20 protein-coding genes are annotated in these 24,504 nt (G+C 37.0%); 7 read left to right on the top strand and 13 right to left on the bottom strand.

Features of this window, described 5'->3' with window-relative positions; translation table 11 throughout:
* Positions 1-166: 166 nt before the first annotated feature.
* Together AC1RNS_RS03615 and AC1RNS_RS03620 are read right to left on the bottom strand one after the other, a co-directional pair.
* The gene (locus AC1RNS_RS03615) at positions 167-868 is read right to left on the bottom strand and encodes an O-linked GlcNAc transferase (RefSeq protein ID WP_492990821.1); all 702 of its coding nucleotides are present in this window, start codon (positions 866-868) and stop codon (positions 167-169) included.
* Positions 869-976: 108 nt separating this feature from the next.
* Positions 977-1,456 carry a thioredoxin family protein gene (locus AC1RNS_RS03620; RefSeq protein ID WP_492990822.1) on the bottom strand — a complete coding sequence of 160 codons (480 nt, stop codon included), beginning with the start codon at positions 1,454-1,456 and terminating at the stop codon, positions 977-979.
* Positions 1,457-1,649: 193 nt separating this feature from the next.
* Between AC1RNS_RS03620 and AC1RNS_RS03625 the strand changes: the two genes are divergently transcribed.
* Complete coding sequence (locus AC1RNS_RS03625) at positions 1,650-3,947, top strand: YhgE/Pip family protein (protein WP_492990824.1); 2,298 nt, start codon at positions 1,650-1,652, stop codon at positions 3,945-3,947.
* 76 nt (positions 3,948-4,023) lie between these two features.
* The gene (locus AC1RNS_RS03630; protein ID WP_492990825.1) at positions 4,024-4,548 is read left to right on the top strand and encodes a PCYCGC motif-containing (lipo)protein; all 525 of its coding nucleotides are present in this window, start codon (positions 4,024-4,026) and stop codon (positions 4,546-4,548) included.
* A 110-nt stretch (positions 4,549-4,658) separates the two neighbouring features.
* On the opposite strand, the gene AC1RNS_RS03635 is transcribed toward AC1RNS_RS03630, so the two are convergent.
* The gene (locus AC1RNS_RS03635; RefSeq protein ID WP_492990826.1) at positions 4,659-5,195 is read right to left on the bottom strand and encodes a hydrolase; all 537 of its coding nucleotides are present in this window, start codon (positions 5,193-5,195) and stop codon (positions 4,659-4,661) included.
* Positions 5,196-5,333: 138 nt separating this feature from the next.
* Complete coding sequence (locus tag AC1RNS_RS03640) at positions 5,334-5,984, bottom strand: DUF2306 domain-containing protein (protein WP_492990828.1); 651 nt, start codon at positions 5,982-5,984, stop codon at positions 5,334-5,336.
* Between the two features lie 679 nt (positions 5,985-6,663).
* Between AC1RNS_RS03640 and serC the strand changes: the two genes are divergently transcribed.
* The gene (gene serC / locus AC1RNS_RS03645; RefSeq protein WP_492990829.1) at positions 6,664-7,752 is read left to right on the top strand and encodes a 3-phosphoserine/phosphohydroxythreonine transaminase; all 1,089 of its coding nucleotides are present in this window, start codon (positions 6,664-6,666) and stop codon (positions 7,750-7,752) included.
* A 382-nt stretch (positions 7,753-8,134) separates the two neighbouring features.
* On the opposite strand, the gene AC1RNS_RS03650 is transcribed toward serC, so the two are convergent.
* The 3 genes from AC1RNS_RS03650 to AC1RNS_RS03660 are packed head-to-tail and all read right to left on the bottom strand — an operon-like array spanning position 8,135 to position 10,182.
* Positions 8,135-8,560 carry a Fur family transcriptional regulator gene (locus tag AC1RNS_RS03650; protein ID WP_492990830.1) on the bottom strand — a complete coding sequence of 142 codons (426 nt, stop codon included), beginning with the start codon at positions 8,558-8,560 and terminating at the stop codon, positions 8,135-8,137.
* Positions 8,557-9,420, bottom strand: coding sequence for a metal ABC transporter permease (locus AC1RNS_RS03655; RefSeq protein WP_492990831.1), 864 nt, complete (start codon positions 9,418-9,420; stop codon positions 8,557-8,559). Before AC1RNS_RS03655 ends, AC1RNS_RS03650 begins: the two co-directional genes overlap by 4 nt.
* A 15-nt stretch (positions 9,421-9,435) precedes the next feature.
* Entirely contained in the window at positions 9,436-10,182 is a 747-nt protein-coding gene (locus tag AC1RNS_RS03660) for a metal ABC transporter ATP-binding protein (RefSeq protein WP_492990833.1), read from the bottom strand.
* A 249-nt stretch (positions 10,183-10,431) separates the two neighbouring features.
* Between AC1RNS_RS03660 and AC1RNS_RS03665 the strand changes: the two genes are divergently transcribed.
* A complete protein-coding gene (locus AC1RNS_RS03665; RefSeq protein ID WP_492990835.1) occupies positions 10,432-10,668 on the top strand; it encodes a Nif11 family protein in 237 nt (78 codons plus the stop codon).
* 55 nt (positions 10,669-10,723) lie between these two features.
* On the opposite strand, the gene AC1RNS_RS03670 is transcribed toward AC1RNS_RS03665, so the two are convergent.
* Both AC1RNS_RS03670 and AC1RNS_RS03675 read right to left on the bottom strand, forming a co-directional pair.
* A complete protein-coding gene (locus tag AC1RNS_RS03670) occupies positions 10,724-11,620 on the bottom strand; it encodes a deoxyribonuclease IV (protein WP_492990836.1) in 897 nt (298 codons plus the stop codon).
* Between the two features lie 12 nt (positions 11,621-11,632).
* The gene (locus tag AC1RNS_RS03675) at positions 11,633-12,934 is read right to left on the bottom strand and encodes a DEAD/DEAH box helicase (protein ID WP_492990837.1); all 1,302 of its coding nucleotides are present in this window, start codon (positions 12,932-12,934) and stop codon (positions 11,633-11,635) included.
* Between the two features lie 294 nt (positions 12,935-13,228).
* Here AC1RNS_RS03675 and AC1RNS_RS03680 point away from each other — a divergent pair, with 294 nt between their 5' ends.
* Positions 13,229-14,284, top strand: a complete 1,056-nt coding sequence (locus tag AC1RNS_RS03680; RefSeq protein ID WP_492990838.1) for a 2,3-butanediol dehydrogenase — start codon at positions 13,229-13,231, stop codon at positions 14,282-14,284.
* A gap of 51 nt (positions 14,285-14,335) precedes the next feature.
* Here AC1RNS_RS03680 and kdpC read toward each other — a convergent pair whose 3' ends face one another.
* Genes kdpC through kdpA form a run of 3 tightly spaced genes read right to left on the bottom strand, consistent with a single transcriptional unit; the run spans position 14,336 to position 18,765 of the window.
* Positions 14,336-14,980, bottom strand: coding sequence for a potassium-transporting ATPase subunit KdpC (gene kdpC, locus AC1RNS_RS03685; RefSeq protein ID WP_492990839.1), 645 nt, complete (start codon positions 14,978-14,980; stop codon positions 14,336-14,338).
* An 11-nt stretch (positions 14,981-14,991) separates the two neighbouring features.
* A complete protein-coding gene (gene kdpB / locus AC1RNS_RS03690; RefSeq protein ID WP_492990840.1) occupies positions 14,992-17,055 on the bottom strand; it encodes a potassium-transporting ATPase subunit KdpB in 2,064 nt (687 codons plus the stop codon).
* 12 nt (positions 17,056-17,067) lie between these two features.
* A complete protein-coding gene (kdpA, locus tag AC1RNS_RS03695; RefSeq protein ID WP_492990841.1) occupies positions 17,068-18,765 on the bottom strand; it encodes a potassium-transporting ATPase subunit KdpA in 1,698 nt (565 codons plus the stop codon).
* A 370-nt stretch (positions 18,766-19,135) separates the two neighbouring features.
* On the opposite strand from kdpA, the gene AC1RNS_RS03700 reads away from it, so the two are divergent.
* Both AC1RNS_RS03700 and AC1RNS_RS03705 read left to right on the top strand, forming a co-directional pair.
* Positions 19,136-21,826, top strand: coding sequence for an ATP-binding protein (locus AC1RNS_RS03700; protein WP_492990842.1), 2,691 nt, complete (start codon positions 19,136-19,138; stop codon positions 21,824-21,826).
* 9 nt (positions 21,827-21,835) lie between these two features.
* Positions 21,836-22,540, top strand: a complete 705-nt coding sequence (locus tag AC1RNS_RS03705; protein WP_492990844.1) for a response regulator transcription factor — start codon at positions 21,836-21,838, stop codon at positions 22,538-22,540.
* Positions 22,541-22,651: 111 nt separating this feature from the next.
* Here AC1RNS_RS03705 and AC1RNS_RS03710 read toward each other — a convergent pair whose 3' ends face one another.
* On the bottom strand, positions 22,652-24,340 hold the full coding sequence (locus AC1RNS_RS03710) for a methyl-accepting chemotaxis protein (RefSeq protein ID WP_492990845.1): 1,689 nt from the start codon (positions 24,338-24,340) through the stop codon (positions 22,652-22,654).
* Positions 24,341-24,504 lie beyond the last annotated feature (164 nt).

Raw genomic sequence — 24,504 nt, forward strand, 5'->3', positions numbered from 1 at the left:
AGAGGTTTCTAATATCCATTTTATTATTAAGAAAACACAGATTATTGCCGTAAAAATATTAGCTTCAATACCATTTCCCTTCAAATGCTAGATAATTTTAGCACGATAAAACTTGAATGATTTCACTAAAAAAAGATGCCTCGATTTTTGAGACATCTTTCCGTTATTATGAAAATACGTAGCTATCCATATTATCAATTGTATTTTGAATAGCTTTTCGCAATGAGCGCTGATGCTCTCCACAAGCAGCAAGGGCCTCCTCTAAGGTAATCGCAGCATTTGCCATAAACGGTGCCAGCTGTAAATCCTTCGCTAATTGAATCAGGACAAGCGCTTTATTCCATTTCCAGCGTGCATTTTTGGGATCTAAATGAATCGCTTGCTCTATATAACCAAGTGCATCAAAGGGCATCCAACCAAAACGATGCATTGTTTGTCCAGTAATTCCCCAGTATAAAGCCTTATTTGGATTTTCTCTCACTGCTTGTTTAAAACAATGTACACTTTCATTGTAATGGTGCGCAAACAAAAATAATTCACCCTGCGTAAAAAATGATTGTGCCTTTTCATAGGGTGTACCTATTTTCGCTATATTCTCTAACTCCTGGATACGCTTAGAAAACTCCGTCTCATCCTTTATTACACGAATTTCAACGACAGCATCCGATTCAGGATAGCTTTCATCTGCACGCTCCTCCTGCTGCATTTCAACTGCTAGCATAGGCTTTGGGTAGTTAGCAAAATCATACTCTTCCAATAATCTTATATATTTATCAGCTAATGCCTTTTCCCCTTCATCTGTCACTTGCTTAGCTGCTTCATAACATTTCATTAACTCTCCATTATAAAAATAATCATCCATCGTCATTCCATATTCCTCCAATTTACAACTTTTCAGTATATTTAGTATACACTAACTACAATTAAAAAAAGACTGCTCAAAATTTTAACTTTTGAGACAGTCTCATCATTCATGCTATTTTTTTAGTACTTCTGTCTTTAAGAATGTTCGTAAATCTTCCTCGGATAATGCACCTACAAAGCGGTTAACCTCTTTACCGCCCTCGAAGCGGATAAATGTTGGTGTCGCTTCGATATTGTATTTATTAGATAAATCATCAAATTCGTAAATATTTAACTGGGCAATATTAACACCAAGTTCATCAGCAATCGGCATTAATACAGGTGTAAATGCTTTACAATGCATACATACTGGACTGAAGAAATAAGCGTTTACATCTTCTCCAGCTTTTATTTTTTTCTCTAATTCATCAGGTAGCATAATATTTTGGTAGTTTTTATCATCTAATTGATCGATTGTTTCTTGTTTTAGATCTTTGTCGCCATACAGATCCTTTGCGTTTGCTAACTTACTTTTGTTCGACACATTTGTTAGCACAATAATTGCTGCAAATAGTACAACAATAATGGAGCCAATAATTAGTAATTTTTTCATGCGTTCCTCCTTTTAGACACTAAAAATACCCTACTTTTAGTGTATTCGCGATTTGATTATAAAGTGTTTTGAAATCCTAGTAAACTAATTTGCCTTTAAAAATAAGTTTTTCCACAATTCAAACATAATTTCGCCCAAATTTGGGAACATACATAATAAAGGTTTAGCTCAAAATGAATGTGGAGTGGTTACTATGAAACACACTATCCAACATAGCTTTCAAATTTATAAAAGAGATATCCATAATATTTTAACAAACTGGGTAGTTGCTGTCATTATTGGCGGGCTCATCTTTTTACCCTCTCTATATGCATGGCTTAATATCTACGCATCTATGGATCCGTACGCTCACACAGCCAACATGAAAATTGCTGTAGTCAATGAAGACACAGGAACTACCGTTAGAGGAGAGGAGATCAATGTTGGGAATGAGGTAGTCAACAATTTAAAAACAAATAAAAATTTTTCTTGGAAATTTTTATCTCATAAACAAGCCATTCATCAATTACAAAATGGCGATTATTTTGCGGTGATCATTGTCCCTAGTGATTTTTCTCAAAAACTCACCTCTATCCTATCCAATCAGCCAACAAAAGCACATATCGATTATTACGTGAATGAAAAAATCAATCCCATTGCACCAAAAATCACTAGTAAAGGGGCTAGTGTGCTGACGCAACAGGTTTCTAATGAATTTGTTTCAACTGTTAATGGAACACTTTTTTCTATTTTTAATACGATAGGCGTTGAAATGGAACGGGAAATACCTGATTTTAGAAAATTTGAACATTATATATTTACCATTGAGCATCATCTACCTGATATTGAAACATTTTTAGCACAAACTGCAAAAGGTGGTAAGGAAGCCGAATCAATGTTAGATAACACCATTAAACAGGTGCCAAAGGTTGAGGCATTAACCAATGATGGACTTACAACTATACAGCATGGTTTAACATTAATGAATGAAGCAGAGACACTGTTTAATCAGCTATCTCCAACCATTAAAAAGGATTTAGAAACTGTTCAACAAATTGCCCAACATTTTTCAGAGCTATTAGAGAAGTTAAAAAGTCCATCTGTGAATACATTGAAAATTGCACAAACAAAGGAAACGATTCAAAAACAGCTAGAGGAATCACGTAAAAAAGTCAATAATAGCATCAAGACTCTTGAAGCACTCCAAGATTTAACCCAAGCTGACACATCTTCACGCAAGCAACTTGAAAGCACACTTGATACGATTATTGCGTCTCTTCAGCAAAACAATGCTGAAAATGTCAATAAGGAGCCTATCGCAAAACTTGAAGCTATAAGAGGAAATTTACAGGTAAATCCAAGTTTAACTGACTATTCATTCAACACATTAACATCCTTACAGCAGCTCAACACGTTACTATTAGATGTCCACACAAACGTGCAGAAACTTAATGTCTTGGATGAAGAAACCATAAAAAAGGATCTCGCTGATCTTCAAGCCATTGCACAAACTGCTGCTAACAACCTTCAACAATTCGTTACGCATTATAATAATAATCTGGAACCACAAATTTATACAACCTTGTCATCTGCTAAAAATACATTAACAAATGCATCCGCCATGTTAAAAAATGTAAAAAATTCCATACCAGATGCAACAAATCGCTTAAAAAATGCCAAAAAAACATTAGAAACAGCCAATAATACCATTTCTAAAGTACAAGCCGATTTTCCTACTCTTAGTACCAAAATTAGAGATCTTGCAGAGAAGCTTCGAACATTAGAAAATGAAGCAGACATATCTGAAATTGTTCAATTGCTAAAAAATGACGTTAATGCGGAACGTGAATTCTTTGAAGAGCCTATTAAGCTTGTGGAGCATAGAATGTTTCCTATCGCAAATTATGGAACCGCTATGACTCCATTTTATACAGTATTGTCTATATGGGTGGGTTGTTTATTGTTAATTTCATTATTAGCCGTAGATGTTTACAATCATTCACAATATAGTATTCGTGCTATCTATTTTGGGCGACTATTAACTTTTGCTACGTTTTCTTTAATCCAAACACTGATTATTACAATTGGCGATATTGTTCTTTTAGATGGATCCATTAGTTCTCCATATTACTTTATACCTTTTGGCCTTTTTATTAGCTTAGTGTTTGTAACAGTTGTCTATACACTCGTATCCGTGTTCGGAAATGTAGGAAAAGCATTAGCAATTGTTATGCTAGTGCTACAAATTGCTGGTTCTGGTGGCACATATCCAGTTGAATTACTTCCAAGTTTTTTCCAGTTGATTAACCCATTTCTGCCCTTTACCTACGCAATAGAAATGATGCGAGAGGCAGTTGGCGGTATAATTTGGACAAAGGTCTGGATAGATTTAGCCTTTTTAACTTGCTTCTGGTTAGTCTTTATTTTATTTGGCTACTTCTTAAAAAAATTATTGAGTGAGAAAATGGAACATTTCATGAACAAAACACGTGGTTTAGATATATTTCATTAAATCTTCCCTACTCTTCCTATAATTGTTTCAGCTACCGATGCTATAATGGCAGTAGTGTTAACATCTAGGAGGCGTTATGTTGAAAAAACTAATTTTTCTTTTTGCTATGTCGTTATTAGTGTTAAGTGCTTGCAGTGATGAAAAAAAGGCTGTGGAATCAAATCAGGATTCGAATCAGAACTCTGAGCAAAAAGAAGCTTCACATGAGGGACATGCCCATGATTCTGGTGATATTCAGGAAGAAACAGCGTCTGCTGACGTTCTCCCTTCCTTTTTAGACAGTCAACCTGAAAATATTCGCTTAGTGTATCAAGTTGCAGGACAAGCCACAGAAATTCTGGAGTGGATTCCATGCTATTGTGGCTGTGGCGAATCTGTAGGACATAAAAGTAATTTAAACTGTTTTATCCAGGAGAAACGTAAAGATGGTGTAATCGTCTGGGATGATCATGGTACTCGCTGTTTGGTATGTCTCGAAATTGCTGTACAATCTGCCAAAATGCATAAGGACGGCATGAGTCTTAAGGAAATTCGTCAAGCAATAGATGACACATATAAAGAAGGCTATGCTAAACCAACACCAACTGAAATGCCTGCATAAAAAAGCAAAGTCGCACCTATATGCGACTTTGCTTTTTCTTTTGGAGATGTTTGAACAAATCCTTAATACCCCTTCAAACATCCATGAAAAACCCGTATTTTTTCTATCGTTTACTTTACAAGTTGCAGTATTGTTTTAAAATGCTCATGATCTGCTCTTTGCAGGAGCTCATATAAAATCATTTCCGTACTTGTTGGTAAAATGCCAAGCGCCTTCATTTTCTCTATCCCTAGCTCTTTATTTTCCTTTGTACGAGAGGATACCGCATCTACGGCAACTTCAACCTCAAAGCCCTGCTCTTTCAGCTGTCGGGCTGTTTGATAGACACAGATATGCGTTTCAATTCCAGTCACAACAAATTGTGAACGACCAGTGGTTTTTAATGCTGTCATAAATTCTTCCTCTTGGCAAGCACTAAATGCCATTTTGGCTATCGGCTGCCCCTGAATATGTTGGGCAATTTCTAATGCGGTACCACCTAAACGGCTTGGATTCTGCTCTAGCCATAAAACCGGTACTCCCAGTACTTGCATTGCTTGAGTCAGTTTAGAGACATTTTGAATTATGGCATCACTTTCATCCACGATCGTTGCTAACTTCCCTTGTACATCGACAACCACTAAACATGCTTCTTCTACTGTAAACATTTGAACACCCCTTTGAATCATTGTCAATATTCATTATACCGAAAGTTGTGTTGTTTATCTGTTTTCAGCCTTGTTTTTTGAAGCTGCATAAGTCAGCATGTTTTGATAGCTAAATAATAGGTTCGACTTTAGAAAATTTTATGTTCCAACTAGTAACTTTGATTCCCTCTTTTTATGTTTCCGTTTAATAAACCATTCCGCAACCATTAAATTAGGTACCCAACAGACCCAAGCGATAATTGTATAACTAATTTCAAAATGTTGAAATCCGAATAATCCCGTAAATAAAGCTAGCCAGATTCTTAATGTGACAGCTGCAAAGGTTAAGGAATAATTTCTAATCATCCACTTTTCATGTGTATCAATTTTTTTATGCTTAATGTTAGCAAGTGCCTGTGAAGCTGTAATCAGCCAAAATATAGATAAAAGGCCAAAGCCTAACTGAGACATTACCCCTCCAGTTGCATGAAATGCCAAATAAAGCCCTGAAATACCACCAAATAAAATACCAATCATATAAATTCTTCCCATTGTACGATGGAGTTTAATATTTTTTTCTCTAAATTTTGAGAATAACGTAAAGGGACCGATTACTAATGCTAAAACACCAAATATAATATGTATATATAGCATTATGTACCACAGAGAGCTTAATGTAGAATTCAACATAAGCTTTAGTTTTACAAACCCTGCTTCATGTGCGTCCATAAAAAAATATTGAACAATAGAATAACTAGATATTATAACCGCTAAACAACAACTAACAATTAGCCATGCTTTTTTATTCATACTACAATCTCCTAAAATTTAGTTTTTTAACTTTTTCTACATAAGTTAAGTATGCTTTTCTCCATACACCTCTGAAAATATATGAATAGTAGATAATTTTAACCACATTCCCTCGCTCTGTTTTATACTGTAGCATTTCAATTTATTGGATTCTACCTTTGCTCTACAAGTGGTCCTAAAACGAATATAAGTGGTCTTATATAGCCCCTGAAAATAAATTCTTTAGATTTAAAGAAAAGAATAAAGCTATAAAAAGAAGATAGAAGTTTGGGTACTCAAACCTTTTCCCGCCACACAAACACGAACATTTAATATAAAACAAATTATAATGGTTAATAAATTACGAATATAATCTCAATAAACACCTATATAATTATATTTTTGTTCGTATTTTTAGCTTAATAGTCTTTTTTAATTTACTTAATTGTGTACATTTTGTAGCGAGACTGACACTATTTTGCTTAAATATTGAGAATTTTATTTTTTCTATTGAAAATTGAGTTATAATCCAGTAAAGTTCTTTTATCCTGCTTTCACGGTTAGTTAATCATCCATTGTTTTAGAATGTGTGTATATGAACGTTCCGTAAAAGCCTGATGGATTTATCTAACATTCACTAGGAGAACTGACTCCCATTGAATGAACAAAACTCACTTTAAAAAACAAGGAGTGTACCACTTTGACACAACGCGCATACAATTTTAACGCAGGTCCATCTGCTCTACCGCTAGAAGTACTAGAAAGAGCTCAACAGCAATTAGTAAACTTCCGTGATTCAGGTATGTCCATTATGGAGATGAGTCACCGTAGTGCTATTTTTGATGAAGTACATAATGAAGCAATTGCTTTATTAAAAAAGCTTTATGCTATCCCAGAAAACTATGAAGTTCTGTTTCTACAAGGTGGTGCCAGCCTTCAGTTTACAATGATACCAATGAATTTCCTTCAAGCAGATCAAAAGGCAAGCTATATTTTATCAGGCTCATGGGCTGAAAAAGCCTTCAAGGAAGCCAAATTATTTGGTACACCTGTAGAAGCGGCAAGTACAAAAGAAAATCAATATCGTAATATCCCAGCGTTAGCAGATATTCACTTTAACGAAGAGGATGCTTATGTGCATATTACTTCAAACAATACTATTTATGGTACACAGTGGAAGGAATTCCCTGAAACAGGCAATGTTCCATTAGTGGCAGATATGTCAAGTGATATTCTTTCAAAACCAATCGATGTAAGCAAATTTGGACTTATTTATGCAGGAGCTCAAAAAAATCTTGGTCCATCTGGCGTAACTGTTGTCATTATTCGTAAAGATCTACTAGAAAAAGAGAATAAAAATATTCCAACTATGTTGAAATATACAACACATGCTGATGGCAATTCCTTATATAATACACCACCAACTTTCGGGATTTATATGTTAGGTGAGGTATTAAAATGGGTGGAAGCAAAGGGCGGCGTTGCTGAAATCGCGAAGCACAATGAATTAAAGGCAAAGGTTATTTATGATGCGATTGACAATAGCAATGGCTTTTACCAAGGACATGCTACAACAGAAAGTCGTTCTTTAATGAACATTACTTTCCGTGTCGCAGACGAGGAGCTTGAAAAACAATTCCTGACTGAGGCAAAAGCAGCAGGATTTATCGGACTAAATGGACACCGCTCTGTAGGTGGTTGCCGTGCCTCAACTTACAATGCTGTACCACTAGAGGCTTGTGAAGCATTACGTGACTTCATGGTAGCTTTCCAACAAAAGCATCAATAGTCCAAGAGTATTGGCTCTAACACTTCACTTATATTATTCAACCTATGTAAAAAGACGAAAGAATAGATTACTTATTCTTTCGTCTTTTTGTCTCTCCGTTAATCCCCCACTATCCTTCTAAAAAGTAGTCGATTGTTTAGTACTATTTCATTCCAATTCAGCCTTATATCTGATTGCTGTTCGTCAGTTCGAGATTTCACGTCCGACTTCCTTCAGATTCCACGTCACCATGGACACCCTTCGCTAACAGTTCCTACTGCCAAGCCTGTAGTGGACTTTCGCCACCTAGTTGTTGCGCATGCCAGGCACACACTAAAGTAGGGATAGTACCGAGACTTGGCACTACCCCTTTTCCAATACTGCTTTTTGTAGGCTTGAAAGATTAAGACAGCGTTTCATGCTTACAATCTGGACATTTACCATAAATCTCAAATTTATGATTTTCAATTTCATAGTCTGGCAGCTTTTCTCCAAGCATTTCCATTGGACATACGTTTAGCTCTTTGACATTACCACAATCCATACAAATAAAATGATGGTGATGATGCTCTGACTCGCAATGCATACGGAAATTACGTTCTCCAGATAATTCTGTTTCCTCCAGTATGCCAAGTTTCACAAATGTAGCTAGGTTGCGATAAATGGTATCAAAACTCATACCAGGAAAATCTTTTTTCAACACATCCAATAAGTCACGAGCAGTTAGATATTTATCAGTTGCTGCAAACATATCTAATATTAACTCCCGCTTATCTGTTTTTTTATAGCCGTTCTCTTTTAAAATTTCCCACGCTCTTGTAATATTCATGACGCTACCTCCCCTTGCTTTGCAGCCATTTTAAATGCTATTTTCTTCCCTAGTATAACAAGTAACAAAATGAGGATGGAAGTGACCACAATCGTACCACCTGGCGCTAAATCCAAATAAAAAGCACTCACTAGCCCTATTAGCACAGCCGCTTCCCCAAACACTATGGCATAAATAATTGTTTGTTTAAAGCCCTTAGCAAGCCGCATGGCAGCAGCCACAGGAAGTGTCATAAGAGATGACACAAGTAAGATTCCAACAATGCGCATACTTGCAGCAATGACAAGTGCTGTCACAATCATAAATAGTAGGTGAATCCAACGTGCAGGTAGACCACTCGCTTTCGCATATTCTTCATCAAAAGATAGAACAAAAAGCTCTTTAAAAAATAATAATAAAAAAATGATAACAACCGCAGCAATGCCGATAACTACCCACAAATCCTGACGTGAAACAGCCGATACAGATCCAAATAAATAGCTCATTAAATCTGTACTAAAGCCACTAGCAAGCGATATAAAGATAGCACTAATACCAATACCACCAGACATAATAATGGGAATGGCAAGCTCTTCATAGTGCTTATACAGCCGTCTCAGTCGTTCTATTAATATGGAACCACTTACAGAGGCAAGTATGCCTAAATAAATAGGATTAAGCATTGCTAAGGCTGTCACAGACTGACTGATGTATAAGCTTCCTGCTATACCAGCTAGTGTTACATGTGACAAGGCATCTGCAATCAGAGACAATCGACGTACAACAATAAAGACACCTAATAGTGGCGCCAATATGCCGATTAATAGCCCAGAGAAAAAGGCATTTTGTAAAAACTCATAATGTAAAATCGCTTCAATCATAGTGCCTTCCCCTTCTTAATGAATCTTTCGGACAGAATGACCATACCAAGCATCAAGCGCATCCTGAGAAATGCTATCAAATTCATTTTTATAACCATGGAAGTGAATTGTTTGATTTAAACATGCCACATGACTGATGCGGTTGGACACTGTATCGACATCATGTGTGACAAGAATCATTGAAATTCCCTGTTCCCGATTTAATTTCGCCAGCATATCATAAAATGATTGCACATTCTCATGATCAATGCCGACAGTTGGTTCATCTAATATTAGCAACCTCGGTTCACTAACTAAGGCTCGTGCAATAAAGACCCGTTGCTGCTGCCCGCCTGATAAATCACCAATATTGCGATGCATAAAAGCATCCATTCCAACAGCTTTTAAGGCCTCCAGTACTTTTTCTTTTGCATCGCGTCCTGGTCTTTTAAATAGCCCTAATTTTTTTGTTAATCCACTTTTTACTACCTCTTGGACGGTTGCTGGAAATCCTGAATTGAAGGCATTGGATTTTTGTGAAACATACCCTATCCATTCACGGTGCTTAAAAGTTGTGCTTGGTTCACCAAATAACTTTATTTCTCCAGACATAGGTCTTAATAGTCCTAAAATAATTTTTAATAATGTAGATTTCCCAGAGCCATTTGGACCGAGCAGTGCTAAAAAATCTCCCTCTTCTACACGGAAAGAGATATTTTTTAATACTTGTGTATAGTCATATTGAAATGACACGTTTTCAATGTTAATTAATGATTTTTTCATGCATGATCGCTTCTTTCTAATTCAAAATCATTACGATTTACAAAATGTTAGTATATATGAAAGCTTGGTTTTTGTAAAGAAAAAAAGATTCCTATGTTTTATGTTCTGGTAGAAATGTTGTGTTCAAGCAATTTTATTTAAAGGGTTGAAGTTGCTTCCAGTGCAATTTGAACGATTGCCCTATTTGTCGCGTGCTCATATGCTCATGTGAAAATTTTCATAAAATAAAATTTTGAAGGAGGATTCTCTTTGAGTATTCAATTTTTACAGCAATTAGCGCAAAGTAGTGATAAGGAAATTGTTTCCATCGCTCGTGCTGAAGGATTTGACATTACGACATCTGAAGTAAAAAAGCTTCGGCCCCATTTGGAGCAATTCTCATTTTCTTGGCTTTTTTTAGGCATACCAAAAGATATACTTGTAGAGGTTGAAGCTGTTTTAGGTAGAAAGCGCTCTCGTCAGCTTATCGCACTTTTTACGAAATAATTGAAAATGCCCGAAAAACAGTGTTCAATTCACTGATTTCGGGCATTTTGTGTTCTTATCCTTCTTTTAGCGCAGTGATTAACTCAGGTTTAAATTCACCACTTCGGAACATCTCTAGTTCATACTTATAAGGTGCCGATTTGGATTTTGCATCACTATTTAACGCAACATACGGAGTTTCTAGGATTTTAGGAATCTCCTTTAATTGCGGATGGTGCACCACATAATTTAATGCCTCAAAGCCAATATGACCAAAGCCAATATTTTCGTGGCGGTCTTTTCCTGCACCTCGAACATTTTTAGAGTCATTGATATGAAGAACTTTAATACGGTCAATACCGATAATTTTATCAAATTCATTCAATACACCATCAAAGTCCTCAACAATATTGTAGCCAGCATCATGCGTATGACATGTATCGAAACAGATAGAAAGGCGTTCATTATTCGTCACACCATCGATAATTTTGGCAAGCTCTTCAAAAGAACGACCACATTCTGTTCCTTTGCCCGCCATCGTCTCTAATGCAATTTGGACAGGATAATCCTGTGATAGCACTTCATTTAAGCCTTCAATAATTTTGGTAATACCTGCATCAGCGCCAGCTCCAACATGAGCACCTGGATGTAAAACAATTTGATTTGCTTCCAACGCAGCTGTACGTTCAATTTCAGATTGTAGAAAATCTACACCAAGACGAAAGGTTTCAGGTTTTTCTGTATTTGCAATATTAATGATATAAGGTGCATGGACAACAATGTTTGTCATACCATGCTCCTTCATGTGTAATAAACCGTTCATAATATTAAGGTCAGCAATAGCTTTACGACGAGTGTTCTGAGGTGCTCCCGTATAGATCATAAAAGTATTTGCCCCATATGAAAGGGCCTCTTTACTTGACCCAAGTAGCATTTCCTTTCCACTCATTGAAACATGTGATCCAAGTAGCATAAGAATGCCTCCTTATTTTTTACCGCGAGCTTTTAAGCGACGTTCACGTTTTTTTATTTTTTCCATTTCCCATTTCATATTACGTTTATAGCCTGGTTTTACTTTTTTCGGCTTACGAACTAATGATTTTGCCTTTGCATCGATTTCATTTTCATGCTTCACACGATTTTTTCGAGCATGGCGATCCTTTAATTCAGACCATTCTCCATCTTTTACGTCTTTTTGTACAAATGGAACGCCCATCTTCTCCACACGAATTAATGCATCCTCATCTGAAGGCTCAAACAAGGTGATGGCTGTTCCTTTATTTCCTGCACGTGCTGTACGTCCTACACGATGAATAAAGAATTCTAGATCTTCTGGAATTTCATAGTTAATGACATGTGAAATCCCTTGAATATCAATACCACGAGCTGCCAAATCAGTAGCAACAATATATTGATAATCCAAATCACGAATTTGTTTCATCATCTTCTTACGATCACGTGGACTTAAATCACCATGTATTTGACCACAGCGAATACCGTTTTCATTTAAGTAGCCTGCAACTTGCTCTGCCGTTTTACGCGTATTTGTAAAAATTACAGCTAAAAATGGATTGATTCCTTCTATAACATCCAATAAGCGCTTGTTCCGTGATTTCGAGCGAACTGGTACAAGCACAAAATCAATGCCTTCTGCCACTGGTCGTTTATCATTCATATGGACGTGGACAGGTGTCTCCATATATTTCTTTAAGAAAGGCTGAAGTTTTTCTGGAATAGTTGCTGAGAATACAAACATTTCAAGATTCTCTGGCATTTGAGAAGCAAAGCCATCAATTTCCTCAATAAAGCCCATATCGAAGGCTAGATCAGCCTCATCGACAACTAAAATTGGTGCCGTATGCACAAATAACGCCTGCGCAGAAACGAGATCACGAATACGTCCAGGTGTCCCAACAACAATTTGCGGCTGCGTTTTTAACTTATCAATAGAGCGCTGTTTGTCCGTACCCCCAATAAATAGTTTTGCTTGAATTGCTGTTCCTTCTATTAATTGATTTAACGCATCAAAGATTTGCTGTGCAAGCTCACGTGTAGGTGAAGTAATAACAGCTTGTACTTCTTGTTTATCCGAATTAATACGCTGCACAATCGGAATTAAAAAGCTATGTGTTTTTCCTGTTCCCGTATGTGCCTGTCCGATAGCACTTTTTCCCTTTAGCAACAGCGGAATAATTTCCTTTTGAATTGGCGTCGGTTCTGTAAAGCCTAATTTTGCTATTGCGTCCTGCAAAAATGGCTGAAAATTATAATCAGTATATTTTGACATCCTTCGTTCCTCCTAATCATCTTTCCCATTGTATCATGATTCAACTTTTAGGTATATTAACGGCCTATTAAACTTTAGCATGAACATTATTTTTTAGTTTTATTATCCTTACAACAAAACCCTTATCAAAGGTACTGTAAATACCGTTAAGATGCAATCAAAAAAGTGCTACAATATCATTGAAAAAAGCTAAGTATTCGTATTTTTTATGTCAATTTATTGCAAACTAATGATTTGAATAATTACCACATGTTATGATGAGGAAGTAAGACATTAGAGGAGGTTGATTTTATCATGAAAGCAGCAAGATGGTATAAAGCAAAAGACATCCGTGTAGAAAACATTGAAGAACCAGTTATTGCACCTGGAAAAGTGAAAATTAAAGTACATTGGACAGGAATTTGTGGCAGTGATTTACATGAATATGCAGCTGGCCCTATATTCATCCCAGTGGAACAACCTCACTATGTAAGTAAAGATATTGCACCAATCGTGATGGGACATGAGTTCTCAGGTGAAGTAGTAGAAATCGGTGAAGGCGTTTCCAAAGTACAGGTAGGAGATCCTGTTGTTGTTGAGCCTATTCTTGCATGTGGCGAATGTGCTGCTTGTAAAAAAGGTAAATACAATATTTGTAAGCACTTAGGTTTCCACGGTCTATCTGGCGGTGGCGGTGGCTTCTCTGAATTTACTATGGTTGACGAAAAAATGGTACACAAAATGCCAGAGGGACTTTCCTATGAACAAGGTGCGCTTGTAGAGCCTGCAGCGGTAGCCCTACATGCTGTACGTCAAAGTAAGCTAAAGGCTGGCGATAAAGCGGCTGTCTTTGGCGCAGGACCAATTGGATTATTAGTGATTGAGGCATTACGTGCAGCTGGAGCATCTGAAATTTATGCAGTAGAGCTTTCAGCAGAGCGTGCAGCAAAAGCGTTAGAATTAGGCGCAACTGCCGTTATTAATCCAAAGGATGAGGATGTAGTTGCTCGACTACATGAATTAACAAACGGTGGCGTTGATGTTGCATTTGAAGTTACTGGTGTTCCTGTAGTGTTACAGCAAGCCATTGATTCAACATCCTTTGAAGGCGAAACAATTATTGTTTCAATTTGGGAAACAGCAGCTTCTATTCTGCCAAACAATATTGTTCTTTCTGAGCGTACTGTAAAAGGAATTATTGCATACCGTGATATTTTCCCAGCAGTTATGGAATTAATGACACAAGGTTACTTCCCAGCTGAGAAGCTCGTAACAAAACGTATTGCATTAGATGAAGTCGTGACAGAAGGCTTTGAAGCTTTAATGAAAGAGAAAAACCATATTAAAATTCTAGTAAATTCTCAAGCTTAACTATATATCAGGTAGAGAAGACCCAAGCGCTTCTCTACCTGTTTTAATGAATTACTCTTTTCTTTCCTCTATTTTCTTGATGATTGCTAGATTAGCCATAAGAACATTGACCTTATTTTCCCCAAAAATCCCCAATGTTCGTTTTTCTGTATAAGTATCTATAATATTTCTAATCTCCTGTTCTGAAAGACCACTTGCTAGAACAATACGCTCGATTTGTATTTCTGCAGCCTTTACGCTGATATGGGGATCTAGTCCTGAACCAGAGGCTGTCATTAAGTCCGCAGGAATATCCTGTCGTTCAACAGCAGGATTGGCTAGCAAAAATTTCTCAATATCTGCTTCAATGCGTGTCTTTAATTCAGGATTCGTTGGTGCATAATTAAACGAGCCTGAGCTAACACCACTATAGTTCAACTGACCAGTTCCATCAGGAATTGTATCCTTTTTTGTGTACACATTATAATTTACAGATGACACACGTCCCCAGAAATAAGAGGGCTCCAAAAATGCCTGACCAATTAATTCTGAACCTCTAGCTTGCCCATCAACTTCTATTAAACTACCATTTGCCTTGTGTGGCAGTACTCCTTGTGCCAATGCAGTTACTACCAATGGATAAATAAAGCCGCAAAGAAGAAACATTGTGAACGTAATCAATATTGCTTGCTTTGTATGCTCAAAAAATGTACGCATATTTCTTCCTCCTATAGACCAAACATCTGAAATAGGGGTGCTATCATAACATCGATCAACTTTATGCCGATAAAAGGAGCTACGATGCCTCCTACTCCATAAACGAATAAGTTTTTATTTAGTAACTTTGAAGCACTCATAGGCTTGTAGTTAACCCCTTTCATGGCGACAGGAATGAGCAGAGGTATAATAATCGCATTGAATAGTAATGCGGAAATAATAGCACTTGAGGACGAATTCAGTTGCATCACGTTTAGCACATTCATCTCTGGCACAGCAACCATTAGCATTGCTGGGATTATGGCAAAATATTTTGCCATATCATTTGCGATACTAAATGTTGTTAGGGCTCCACGAGTCATGAGCAACTGCTTTCCAATTTCAACTACTTCAATAATTTTAGTAGGATTTGAATCTAAATCCACCATGTTAGCAGCTTCCTTCGCTGCATTCGTTCCTGAATTCATAGCGAGTCCTACATTTGCTTGTGCCAATGCTGGTGCATCATTCGTTCCATCACCCGTCATCGCTACTACTTTTCCTTGTGCCTGTTCATCTTTTATGACCTGAATCTTATCCTCAGGTTTACTTTCTGCAATAAAGCTATCCACACCCGCTTCCTGTGCAATAGCTGCTGCGGTCAGGGGGTTATCTCCTGTACACATGATTGTTTTAATTCCCATTGCTCGTAGCTGTTCAAAGCGTTCCTTTAATCCAGCCTTGACCACATCCTTTAAATAAATAACACCAATAATTTTCTGGTTTACTGCTACTACTAGAGGTGTCCCACCAACAGAGGATACTCGATGAATAAGCTGATCTAAATTCGCTGGAACACTATGGCCTGCATTGATACATTCTTGTTTAATCGTATCATAGGCACCTTTTCGAATTTTTGTTCCATCCTGCATGTCTAATCCACTCATTCTTGTCTGTGCTGTAAATGGGATATGTGTACTGTTTTTTATAATTTGTTCTTCATTATCCATATTCACACCTAATTCGCATGCTAGTGATAGGATAGACTTCCCTTCAGGTGTGTCATCTGTTAATGAACTAAAATAAGATGCTTGCATTAAATCTTTATCTTTCACACCTATTGCAGGTAGAAATTCAGCCGCCATGCGATTCCCATAAGTGATTGTGCCTGTTTTATCTAAGATTAATGTATCCACATCTCCACATGCCTCTACAGCTCTTCCTGACATGGCAATAACATTAAACTGTGTTACCCTATCCATTCCCGCAATACCGATAGCAGATAATAACCCACCAATTGTTGTTGGAATTAAGCAGACTGTCAGTGCAATTAATGTTGCGATCGAAATAGACACGTTTAAATAAGTTGTCATAGGATAAAGTGAGACAACCACTAGTAAAAAAATAATCGTTAAGCTTACTAAAAGCGTATTGAGAGCCACCTCATTTGGCGTTTTTTTGCGACTAGCACCTTCAATAAGCGTTATCATTTTATCTAAAAATGATTCACCAGGCATTGAAGTAATTTCAATCATTAGCCAATCGCTTGTAACAGTCGTTCCACCTGTCACTGAAGAAAAATCACCCCCACGCTCTTTGACTACTGGTGCAGATTCACCTGTTATCGCCGATTCATCTACAGTAGCTAATCCATCGATGACCTCTCCATCGTTTGGTATAATCTCTCCTGCTTGAACTAACACGATATCGCCCTTTTTTAATTCATGTGCCTGTTTCATTAATTCAGAACCATCATTTAGCAAAACACGGGCCTGTGTCACGGTTTTTGTCTTTTTTAAAGTTTCAACCTGAGCTTTTCCTCTTCCCTCAGCAATCGACTCTGCAAAATTCGCAAATAAAATAGTAATAAAAAGAATGGTTGCCACAATTGCATTATACAATCTCTCATGTTCTGCTATTTCACCGCCAAAAATAGATGGAAATAGAGCTAAAAGCAGAACAAACAAAAATCCCATCTCTACTACAAACATTACAGGATTTTTCAGCATATATTTCGGATGAAATTTTTTTAACGCATCTATCAAAGCTCTTTTTAGCATCGTGCCAGTGAGAAAGCTTTTTCTTTCAGTTTCCATACGTGTCTCTCCTCATAAAGCATAAAGTTGTAGGTGCTCAGTAATTGGTCCGAGGGCAATCGCAGGCAAAAATGTCAGAGCACCAATCATTAAAACGATTGCAACAAGTAGAATTGTAAACATGGTATTGTCCGTTTTCAACGTTCCTATAGAATCATGATGCCACATTTTTTTAGCCAGTAAGGATGCAATTGCTAGCTGAATAATGATCGTTACATAACGACCAAAGAACATAGCTAGACCTGTTGTAACATTCCAAAATACAGAGTTGTCGGAAAGTCCTTCAAAGCCCGAGCCATTGTTTGCTGAAGCAGAAGCAAATTCATAGAGTACTTGTGATAATCCATGTGCACCTGGATTCGTTATTCCTGCTACGCCCTGTGGTAAAGCAACAGCAAGAGCTGAAAATAGCAGGATAATGGCAGGATGAATTAGAATACAAAGTGCAATAAGCTTCATCTCCTTCTCTTCAATTTTCTTGCCTAAAAATTGAGGCGTTCGACCAATCATCAAACAAGCAATGAAGATTGTTAGCAACACATACATCATCATGTTCATAAGACCAACGCCCTTACCACCAAAGACAACATTTAGCATCATATTAAACATCGGTACAAGCCCACCTAGCGGAGTTAACGTATCATGCATATTGTTGACAGATCCAGTTGTAAAAGCTGTGGTCACTGTCGTAAATAACGCAGACTGCGCCACGCCAAAGCGCATCTCCTTGCCTTCCATATTACCAAGTTGCTGTGTAATTCCCAGTTCATTCATAATAGGATTACCTGCTCGCTCCGATATATAGACAGTCACTAATCCAATAAGGAATAACATGGTCATTGCCACAAAAATAGCTAACCCCTGCTTGCAAAATATAGGCTTCTTTTTTCTAGAAGCTATCATTAAGCTAAATGCTACTACACAGGCTCCAGGCAATAGCATCATTGACAGCATTTCAATCATATTTGAAATGACCGTTGGGTTTTCAAATGGAGTAGTAGAATTTGCTCCATAAAAACCACCACCGTTTGTTCCAATATGCTTAATAGACTCAAGTGAAGCTACAGGTCCTAGTGCAATATCTTGTAATTTCCCTTCTATCGTTTGTACAGTTTGATTGGCTTTGAAGGTTTGTGGTATACCCTGTGATACCAAAATAACGGAAACTACTATAGAAAGTGGTATTAATATTCTTGTAATGATACGAACAAAATCTACAAAGAAGTTACCAATTGTATCCGTTTTAGCTACAATACGACGACAGAATGCCATACACGCGGCATAACCAGTAGCTGCAGATGTAAACATCATAAAAATAATGACAAGCATTTGTGATAAATAACTAAGCCCTGATTCACCACTATAATGCTGAAGATTTGTATTTGTCATAAATGAAATAATAGTATTAAAAGATAATGATGCTTCCATATTGTCAATCTTATTTGGATTTAAAAACAAGATTGCTTGAATTCGTAATAGAATATAGCCAATAAACACCATACAGGCATTTGATAGGATTAAAGAGAGCACATATTGTTTTCCTGTCATATCCACTCTTTTAATACCACAAATTTTATAAATAAACCCATCCAATCTATCCATGATTGGATCAATCCATGTTCCTTGTTGCATTGCCACCCGATATAAATAATGACCAGTAACGATAACGAGTGGTACATATATAATTAAAACAATGGCTATTTGCCACATAGTGCAACCTCCTAAAAGCCAATTAATAATTATCAGGATATAGTAATGCATGCCCTAGATAGCCAAAAAGGAACACAAGTACAATTCCCATAAAAATCCACATTCCATTCACCCTCCTTACTTTGCTTCCACTAGCTTAAAGCACCAAGCGGTTAACCCATAAAGACCTGCAAAGCTGATTATTAGTAACCCAATCATAAATAAGTCCATCAATCAAAACCTCCTTCCCTTATTAGGATGCTCTCATCATACTTACTTTCAGATTAATGTAGTGTTAGGAAATCGTTTTTTCTATTAAGAAACTATAAAGGGCGGAAATCTTAATACTTTCTTAATGGAAGATAGCGCTATAATACAAATGAGGTGAAGGATGATGGAACAAGAACGACCAGCTCCAGAGACATTTTTAGCGAGGCTTCAACAGGAGGAACACGTTATTGGAAAGCTCAAAATTTTTCTTGGCTATGCTGCTGGCGTAGGGAAAACCTATGCAATGCTAGATGCAGCACAACAGGCTCAGACGCTTGGTAAAGATGTGGTAGTTGGCTATGTAGAGCCTCATCCTCGTCCAGAAACATTATCCTTACTCGAAGGGCTTGAGCAAATTCCTACCAAAAAAATAAGGTATAAAGAGAAAGATTTTCAGGAATTAGATATTGATGCCGTATTAAGTCGTAATCCAGAAATTGTTCTTATTGATGAATTAGCGCATAGTAATGTACCAACAATGCGACATAAGAAGCGCTTTGGAGATATTGAGGAATTACTTGCAAAGGGAATTCATGTCTATACAACTGTAAATATCCAACATATTGAAAGTCTTCATGATTTGGTAGAAGAAATAACTGGCATCAAGGTACGGGAACGTATACCAGATTACTTAATTGATCAGGCCGCACAAATAAAAATTGTGGATATTGAACCTGATGAGTTAATTCAACGTCTACAGGATGGCAAAATTTATAGCAAGCAACAAGCAGAGAAAGCCCTACAATCTTTCTTTTCTAAGCATAATTTAATAGCTCTTCGAGAAATTGCACTACGTAGAGCTGCTGATACAATTACCTATAAACAAATTAACAGCAACGAATCGATGAAACATTCTGTACAGATTGAAGAGCATATCCTTGTTGGTATTAGTAGCTCTCCTACAAATGCTAAGGTTATTCGAAATGCTGCAAGACTTTCTCAAGCATTGCATGGCAAATTTACTGCCCTTTATGTACAAAAGGTACAGGAAAGCGATAGGACAACCGCAAACTCAGAGCGATTGCAGCAACATATAAAACTTGTTGAACAGCTTGGTGGTCATGTAGTCATAGTTCAAGAGGATGATATAGCAGCAGCTCTTGCTAACTATGCTCAAATTAGCGGTGTGACAAAATTGGTCATCGGTAGAACAAGCATGAGAAAAAGATGGTGGCAACCAAGCACAAAAATCAGCGATCAACTGACTGAATTTGTACCAAATTTAGCTATTCATATAGTACCAGATCAGGACAATGAACAATTCTATCTACCAAAAATAAATGTACAGTGGTCATTTGACTGGCTTGACTTGTTAAAAATGATTTTCATATTTGGCTTTGTATCCATTATCGGCTTATATTTATATTCACTTGGTATCAGTGAATCAAATGTCATTACGATTTATATTCTAGGTGTTTTAATGCTTGCTATCTGGTCATCGGGTTGGATAATGAGCATTATTAGCTCCATCACAGCTGTATTACTTTTTAATTACTTATTTACTGAACCACGATTCTCATTTGATGCCTATCATCGAGATTATCCAATGACCTTTGTAATCATGTTCCTTTCAGGGTTCATCACCAGTAGCTTAACAAAAAAAATAAAAAAGCAAACGATGATAGCTGTGCGTAAATCATATCGAATGGAGGTGCTTCTTGATGTAAATCGAAGGTTGCAACACGCTAAAACGATAGATGATATTATTACGGAGGGTATGGTACAAATTGTTAAGCTAGTGGAAAAGCCTGTACAATTTTTTGAAATAGAAAATAACTCCATTGTTAAATCAATGTTTTTTCATACGGAGAGCATGTCAAGTAGTGAAAATAAAAAAGCAGCTTCCCTTTTTGGAAATCCTAATGAGCATGGAGTGGTGAGTTGGGTTATTAATAATAAGCATGTAGCAGGTGTTTCCACTGATGTATTTCCAGAAGTAAGTGCCTACTATTTACCTGTTATGTCAAATGGGTATGTGAAGGGTGTTATTGGCATTGCACTGTCAAAGCAATCACCATTACCTGCATTTGAGCGTAATATTTTGCATGCTATTATCAATGATTTTTCGTTTGCACTCGATAAATGGTATTTACAGAAGCTCCATGAAGAAGTAGCTAGAGAGGCTGAAATGGAACAAATGCGTGCTAACCTTTTGCGTGCTATCTCACATGATTTAAGAACACCGCTAACAGCTATTTCTGGAAATGCAGATATTTTATTGACGAATGCAAGCTATATTCCAGATAATGAAAAAAACAAATTATATGAAGATATTTATAAAAATTCAAAATGGCTTGTACAAATGGTTGAAAACTTACTCGCTGTTTCAAGATTAGAAAATGGACAATTCGCTTTAGAGATGCATTTGGAACTTGTAGAAGAAATCATACAAGAGGCACTTTGCCATGTCGTTTGTCTAAATAATACTCATAAAATATCCTATCAAATTGAACCAGAATTCTTATTTGCTTTTATGGATGCACGATTAATCATTCAGGTTTTGATTAATATCATTGATAATGCATTGACCTATACACCTCCTGGTAGCGTGATTACGATACAAGTAAAAGAATCTGCTGGTTTAGTAGATTTCACTATTTCTGATGATGGGCCAGGTATTGATGATGCTATAAAAGACACGCTTTTTGAGCCATTTACAACCGGAAAAAAACAGCGCAGCGATAGTCGAAGAGGTCTAGGATTAGGCTTAGCACTTTGTCAAACCATTTTAAAATTACATGGCAGCGGAATACATGTATCAGATAATCAACCTCAGGGCACAACCTTTCATTTTTCACTAAAAAAGGAGTAATGATGTTCCATGAATAAACGAATTCTTGTAGTCGAAGATGACCTAGCCATTGGCAATTTAATCAAGATGACATTAGCTACACAGCACTATGAATTCGACATCGCATACGACGGGAATGGTGCATTACAAAAGGCTCTTACTATGAAGCCAGATGTAATCATTCTGGATTTAGGACTACCAGACATGGATGGTGTAGAGCTTATTACAAAGATTAGAAGCTGGACCCAAACCCCTATTATTGTTGTCAGTGCGCGTGGGGAAGAACAAGATAAAATAAATGCATTGGATGCTGGTGCAGATGATTATGTCACTAAGCCTTTTAGTGTGGAGGAGTTACTAGCACGCATACGAGTAGCATTTCGAAGAATGATGTATGAGCATCAGCTCGATAATGAACCCTCTATCTTTGAGAACGGCCATTTACAAATAAACTATTTAGCAAATACAGTGTTTGTCAATGGGAAAGAGGTGCATTTAACACCTATAGAATATAAGCTGTTGGTCATTTTATCTAAGCATGTTGGCAAAGTATTAACACATAATTTTATTTTAAAGGAGATTTGGCATAATGTTCTCCAATCGGATGTCCCCAGCCTTAGGGTTTTCATGGCAACACTTCGAAAAAAAATAGAGAACGACCCTGCTAACCCATCATTAATACAGACCCATGTTCGTGTCGGCTATAGAATGCTACGTTGTTATGATGAAGAATAATGTATACCGAAGATATATTCTAGAAAATATAGTGAGGAGTTTCCAAAATATTTGGAAACTCCTCACTTGTATAAAAAGTAATAACAGACTTTCGTAGTCTACAGTCCTCACTTAAACTTTAAATTTATTAATTTCTTCCTTCACTGTCAGAGCCTCTTCGCTTAATGATTTTGCAACGGCATTTATTTCTTCAATTGTTGCTGCTTGCTCTTCAATTGTTGAGGCAATTATTTCTGATTGCTGGGCAGCTTGAACGGCAGAGTTGGACATTTCATTGACCGATGCAGCCATTTCTTCAGTGCTTGCAGATATTTGTTGCGTAGAGGCTGAAACATCTTCAATTTGTCCAGTCATCTCGCGAATGGCATGTAAAATTTCATCGAAAGACTTTTGCGCATTTTGAATAAATGTGACACCCTCATCCACATTTAATACCGTTACACTTACAGCCTTATCGACTTCCTTCATTTCCTGCTGGATAAGTGCGATCAAATCAACAATTTGATTAGCAGATGCTTTCGATTCCTCCGCTAACTTGCGTACCTCATCAGCTACGACTGCAAAACCTTTACCATGCTCACCAGCACGCGCTGCCTCAATAGCAGCATTTAATGCTAGAAGATTTGTTTGTTCGGTAATATCCGTTATTACTTTCGTAATCTGAACGATTTCAGCTGATTGTCTATTTAGCTGCTTAATACGCTCATTTGTCTTATTAGAAGATTCCTGGATGATTGCTATTTGATTTTCTGCGATATGCAATGTTTTTTCGCCATCATTCGCAATAGTCTGTGTATCTATAGCTTTAGAATGAAGCACCTGCGTAGCCTCCGCTATACGTTGAACCCCTCGGGCTGTTTCATCCATTGCAATCGAACTTTCACGACCAGTGGCAGCTGCTTGATGATCATTTGCTGCCATTCCCTCCACTAAGTTTGCAACATCGTTAGAGGAATCAGAAATTACATCTGTACTGGCAGCTAGTTGTTCAGCTGCTGAAGTAGTATGCTCAACATTAGCAGTCATACTACGTATCAAAGAATGTAAATTAGTTTTCATTAAATTAAAGGAATCTGCTAAAATCTTAATTTCATCATTTGTTCTGACCTCTATATCCTTTTGACATAAATCACCTTTAGCAATTACTTCTGCAGCAGAAGTTAATTTATGTACAGGTACAACAATGGAACGTACAAGTATAAAGCCGACAACGATACAAATCAGGACAATAACGGCAAATATCCATAAAAACCACTGTTTATTATCATCTATAAGCTTTTCAACGTCGGTTAAAGAATTTTGCATTTGAGTAATGCTTTCTTGTTGAAATATTTCTACTTTTTCATTGATTTCAACAGAGGTCGTATCAAATTCCAGCATAATTTTATTGCCCTGCTCAGGTCCCCCCTGAATATAGCTATTAGCCATTTCTTGGCCAGTGCTATAATAATGATCAAATGCTACTTTAATGGAATCTAGTTTTTCCTGATTCTGAGTATGCAAGCTTTTCAGCTGTTCTAAATTTTGATTAAAAATTTTACTATATTTTTCTGCCTGCTCAAATCCATCATCTAAATTGTCTAGTGCTCTTGTAGCACTAATATCTGTCAAGTATTGCTGAACCTGAACCACCGCTAGCTTCATCTCATCTGCTAGTAGTGCTGATTGCAATGTCTTTTCCTTCATTAAGTGTATTTGTTTTAATTGGGATTTAGCATTTTGCTGCTGAAAAAACCCCAGGATTACCACTAATAATACAATAAGACCAAATGACACCATACTTCTGACTTTAATAGACACAAAATACCTCCTATTCAAGATTCCTCTATATTATTCTAACAAAAATACCTTTACGAAATATTTACATCAATTTCGCCTTGGCGTAATTGTTGCTGTCGCTTCGCTTTCGCACAGATTAAAACCGTGTTGCTGTCGCTTCGCTTTCGCACAGATTAAAACCGTGT

This window comes from Lysinibacillus sp. GW821-FHT14F06 (genome assembly GCF_058803665.1).

Excerpts from the sequence above, each read along its gene's own strand:
- AC1RNS_RS03615 (WP_492990821.1), bottom strand. The coding sequence starts at position 868 with ATGACGATGGATGATTATTTTTATAATGGAGAGTTAATGAAATGTTAT.
- AC1RNS_RS03620 (WP_492990822.1), bottom strand. The coding sequence starts at position 1,456 with ATGAAAAAATTACTAATTATTGGCTCCATTATTGTTGTACTATTTGCA.
- AC1RNS_RS03625 (WP_492990824.1), top strand. The coding sequence starts at position 1,650 with ATGAAACACACTATCCAACATAGCTTTCAAATTTATAAAAGAGATATC.
- AC1RNS_RS03630 (WP_492990825.1), top strand. The coding sequence starts at position 4,024 with ATGTTGAAAAAACTAATTTTTCTTTTTGCTATGTCGTTATTAGTGTTA.
- AC1RNS_RS03635 (WP_492990826.1), bottom strand. The coding sequence starts at position 5,195 with ATGTTTACAGTAGAAGAAGCATGTTTAGTGGTTGTCGATGTACAAGGG.
- AC1RNS_RS03640 (WP_492990828.1), bottom strand. The coding sequence starts at position 5,984 with ATGAATAAAAAAGCATGGCTAATTGTTAGTTGTTGTTTAGCGGTTATA.
- AC1RNS_RS03650 (WP_492990830.1), bottom strand. The coding sequence starts at position 8,560 with ATGAATATTACAAGAGCGTGGGAAATTTTAAAAGAGAACGGCTATAAA.
- AC1RNS_RS03655 (WP_492990831.1), bottom strand. The coding sequence starts at position 9,420 with ATGATTGAAGCGATTTTACATTATGAGTTTTTACAAAATGCCTTTTTC.
- AC1RNS_RS03660 (WP_492990833.1), bottom strand. The coding sequence starts at position 10,182 with ATGAAAAAATCATTAATTAACATTGAAAACGTGTCATTTCAATATGAC.
- AC1RNS_RS03670 (WP_492990836.1), bottom strand. The coding sequence starts at position 11,620 with ATGCTACTTGGATCACATGTTTCAATGAGTGGAAAGGAAATGCTACTT.
- AC1RNS_RS03675 (WP_492990837.1), bottom strand. The coding sequence starts at position 12,934 with ATGTCAAAATATACTGATTATAATTTTCAGCCATTTTTGCAGGACGCA.
- AC1RNS_RS03680 (WP_492990838.1), top strand. The coding sequence starts at position 13,229 with ATGAAAGCAGCAAGATGGTATAAAGCAAAAGACATCCGTGTAGAAAAC.
- kdpC (WP_492990839.1), bottom strand. The coding sequence starts at position 14,980 with ATGCGTACATTTTTTGAGCATACAAAGCAAGCAATATTGATTACGTTC.
- kdpB (WP_492990840.1), bottom strand. The coding sequence starts at position 17,055 with ATGGAAACTGAAAGAAAAAGCTTTCTCACTGGCACGATGCTAAAAAGA.
- kdpA (WP_492990841.1), bottom strand. The coding sequence starts at position 18,765 with ATGTGGCAAATAGCCATTGTTTTAATTATATATGTACCACTCGTTATC.
- AC1RNS_RS03700 (WP_492990842.1), top strand. The coding sequence starts at position 19,136 with ATGATGGAACAAGAACGACCAGCTCCAGAGACATTTTTAGCGAGGCTT.
- AC1RNS_RS03705 (WP_492990844.1), top strand. The coding sequence starts at position 21,836 with ATGAATAAACGAATTCTTGTAGTCGAAGATGACCTAGCCATTGGCAAT.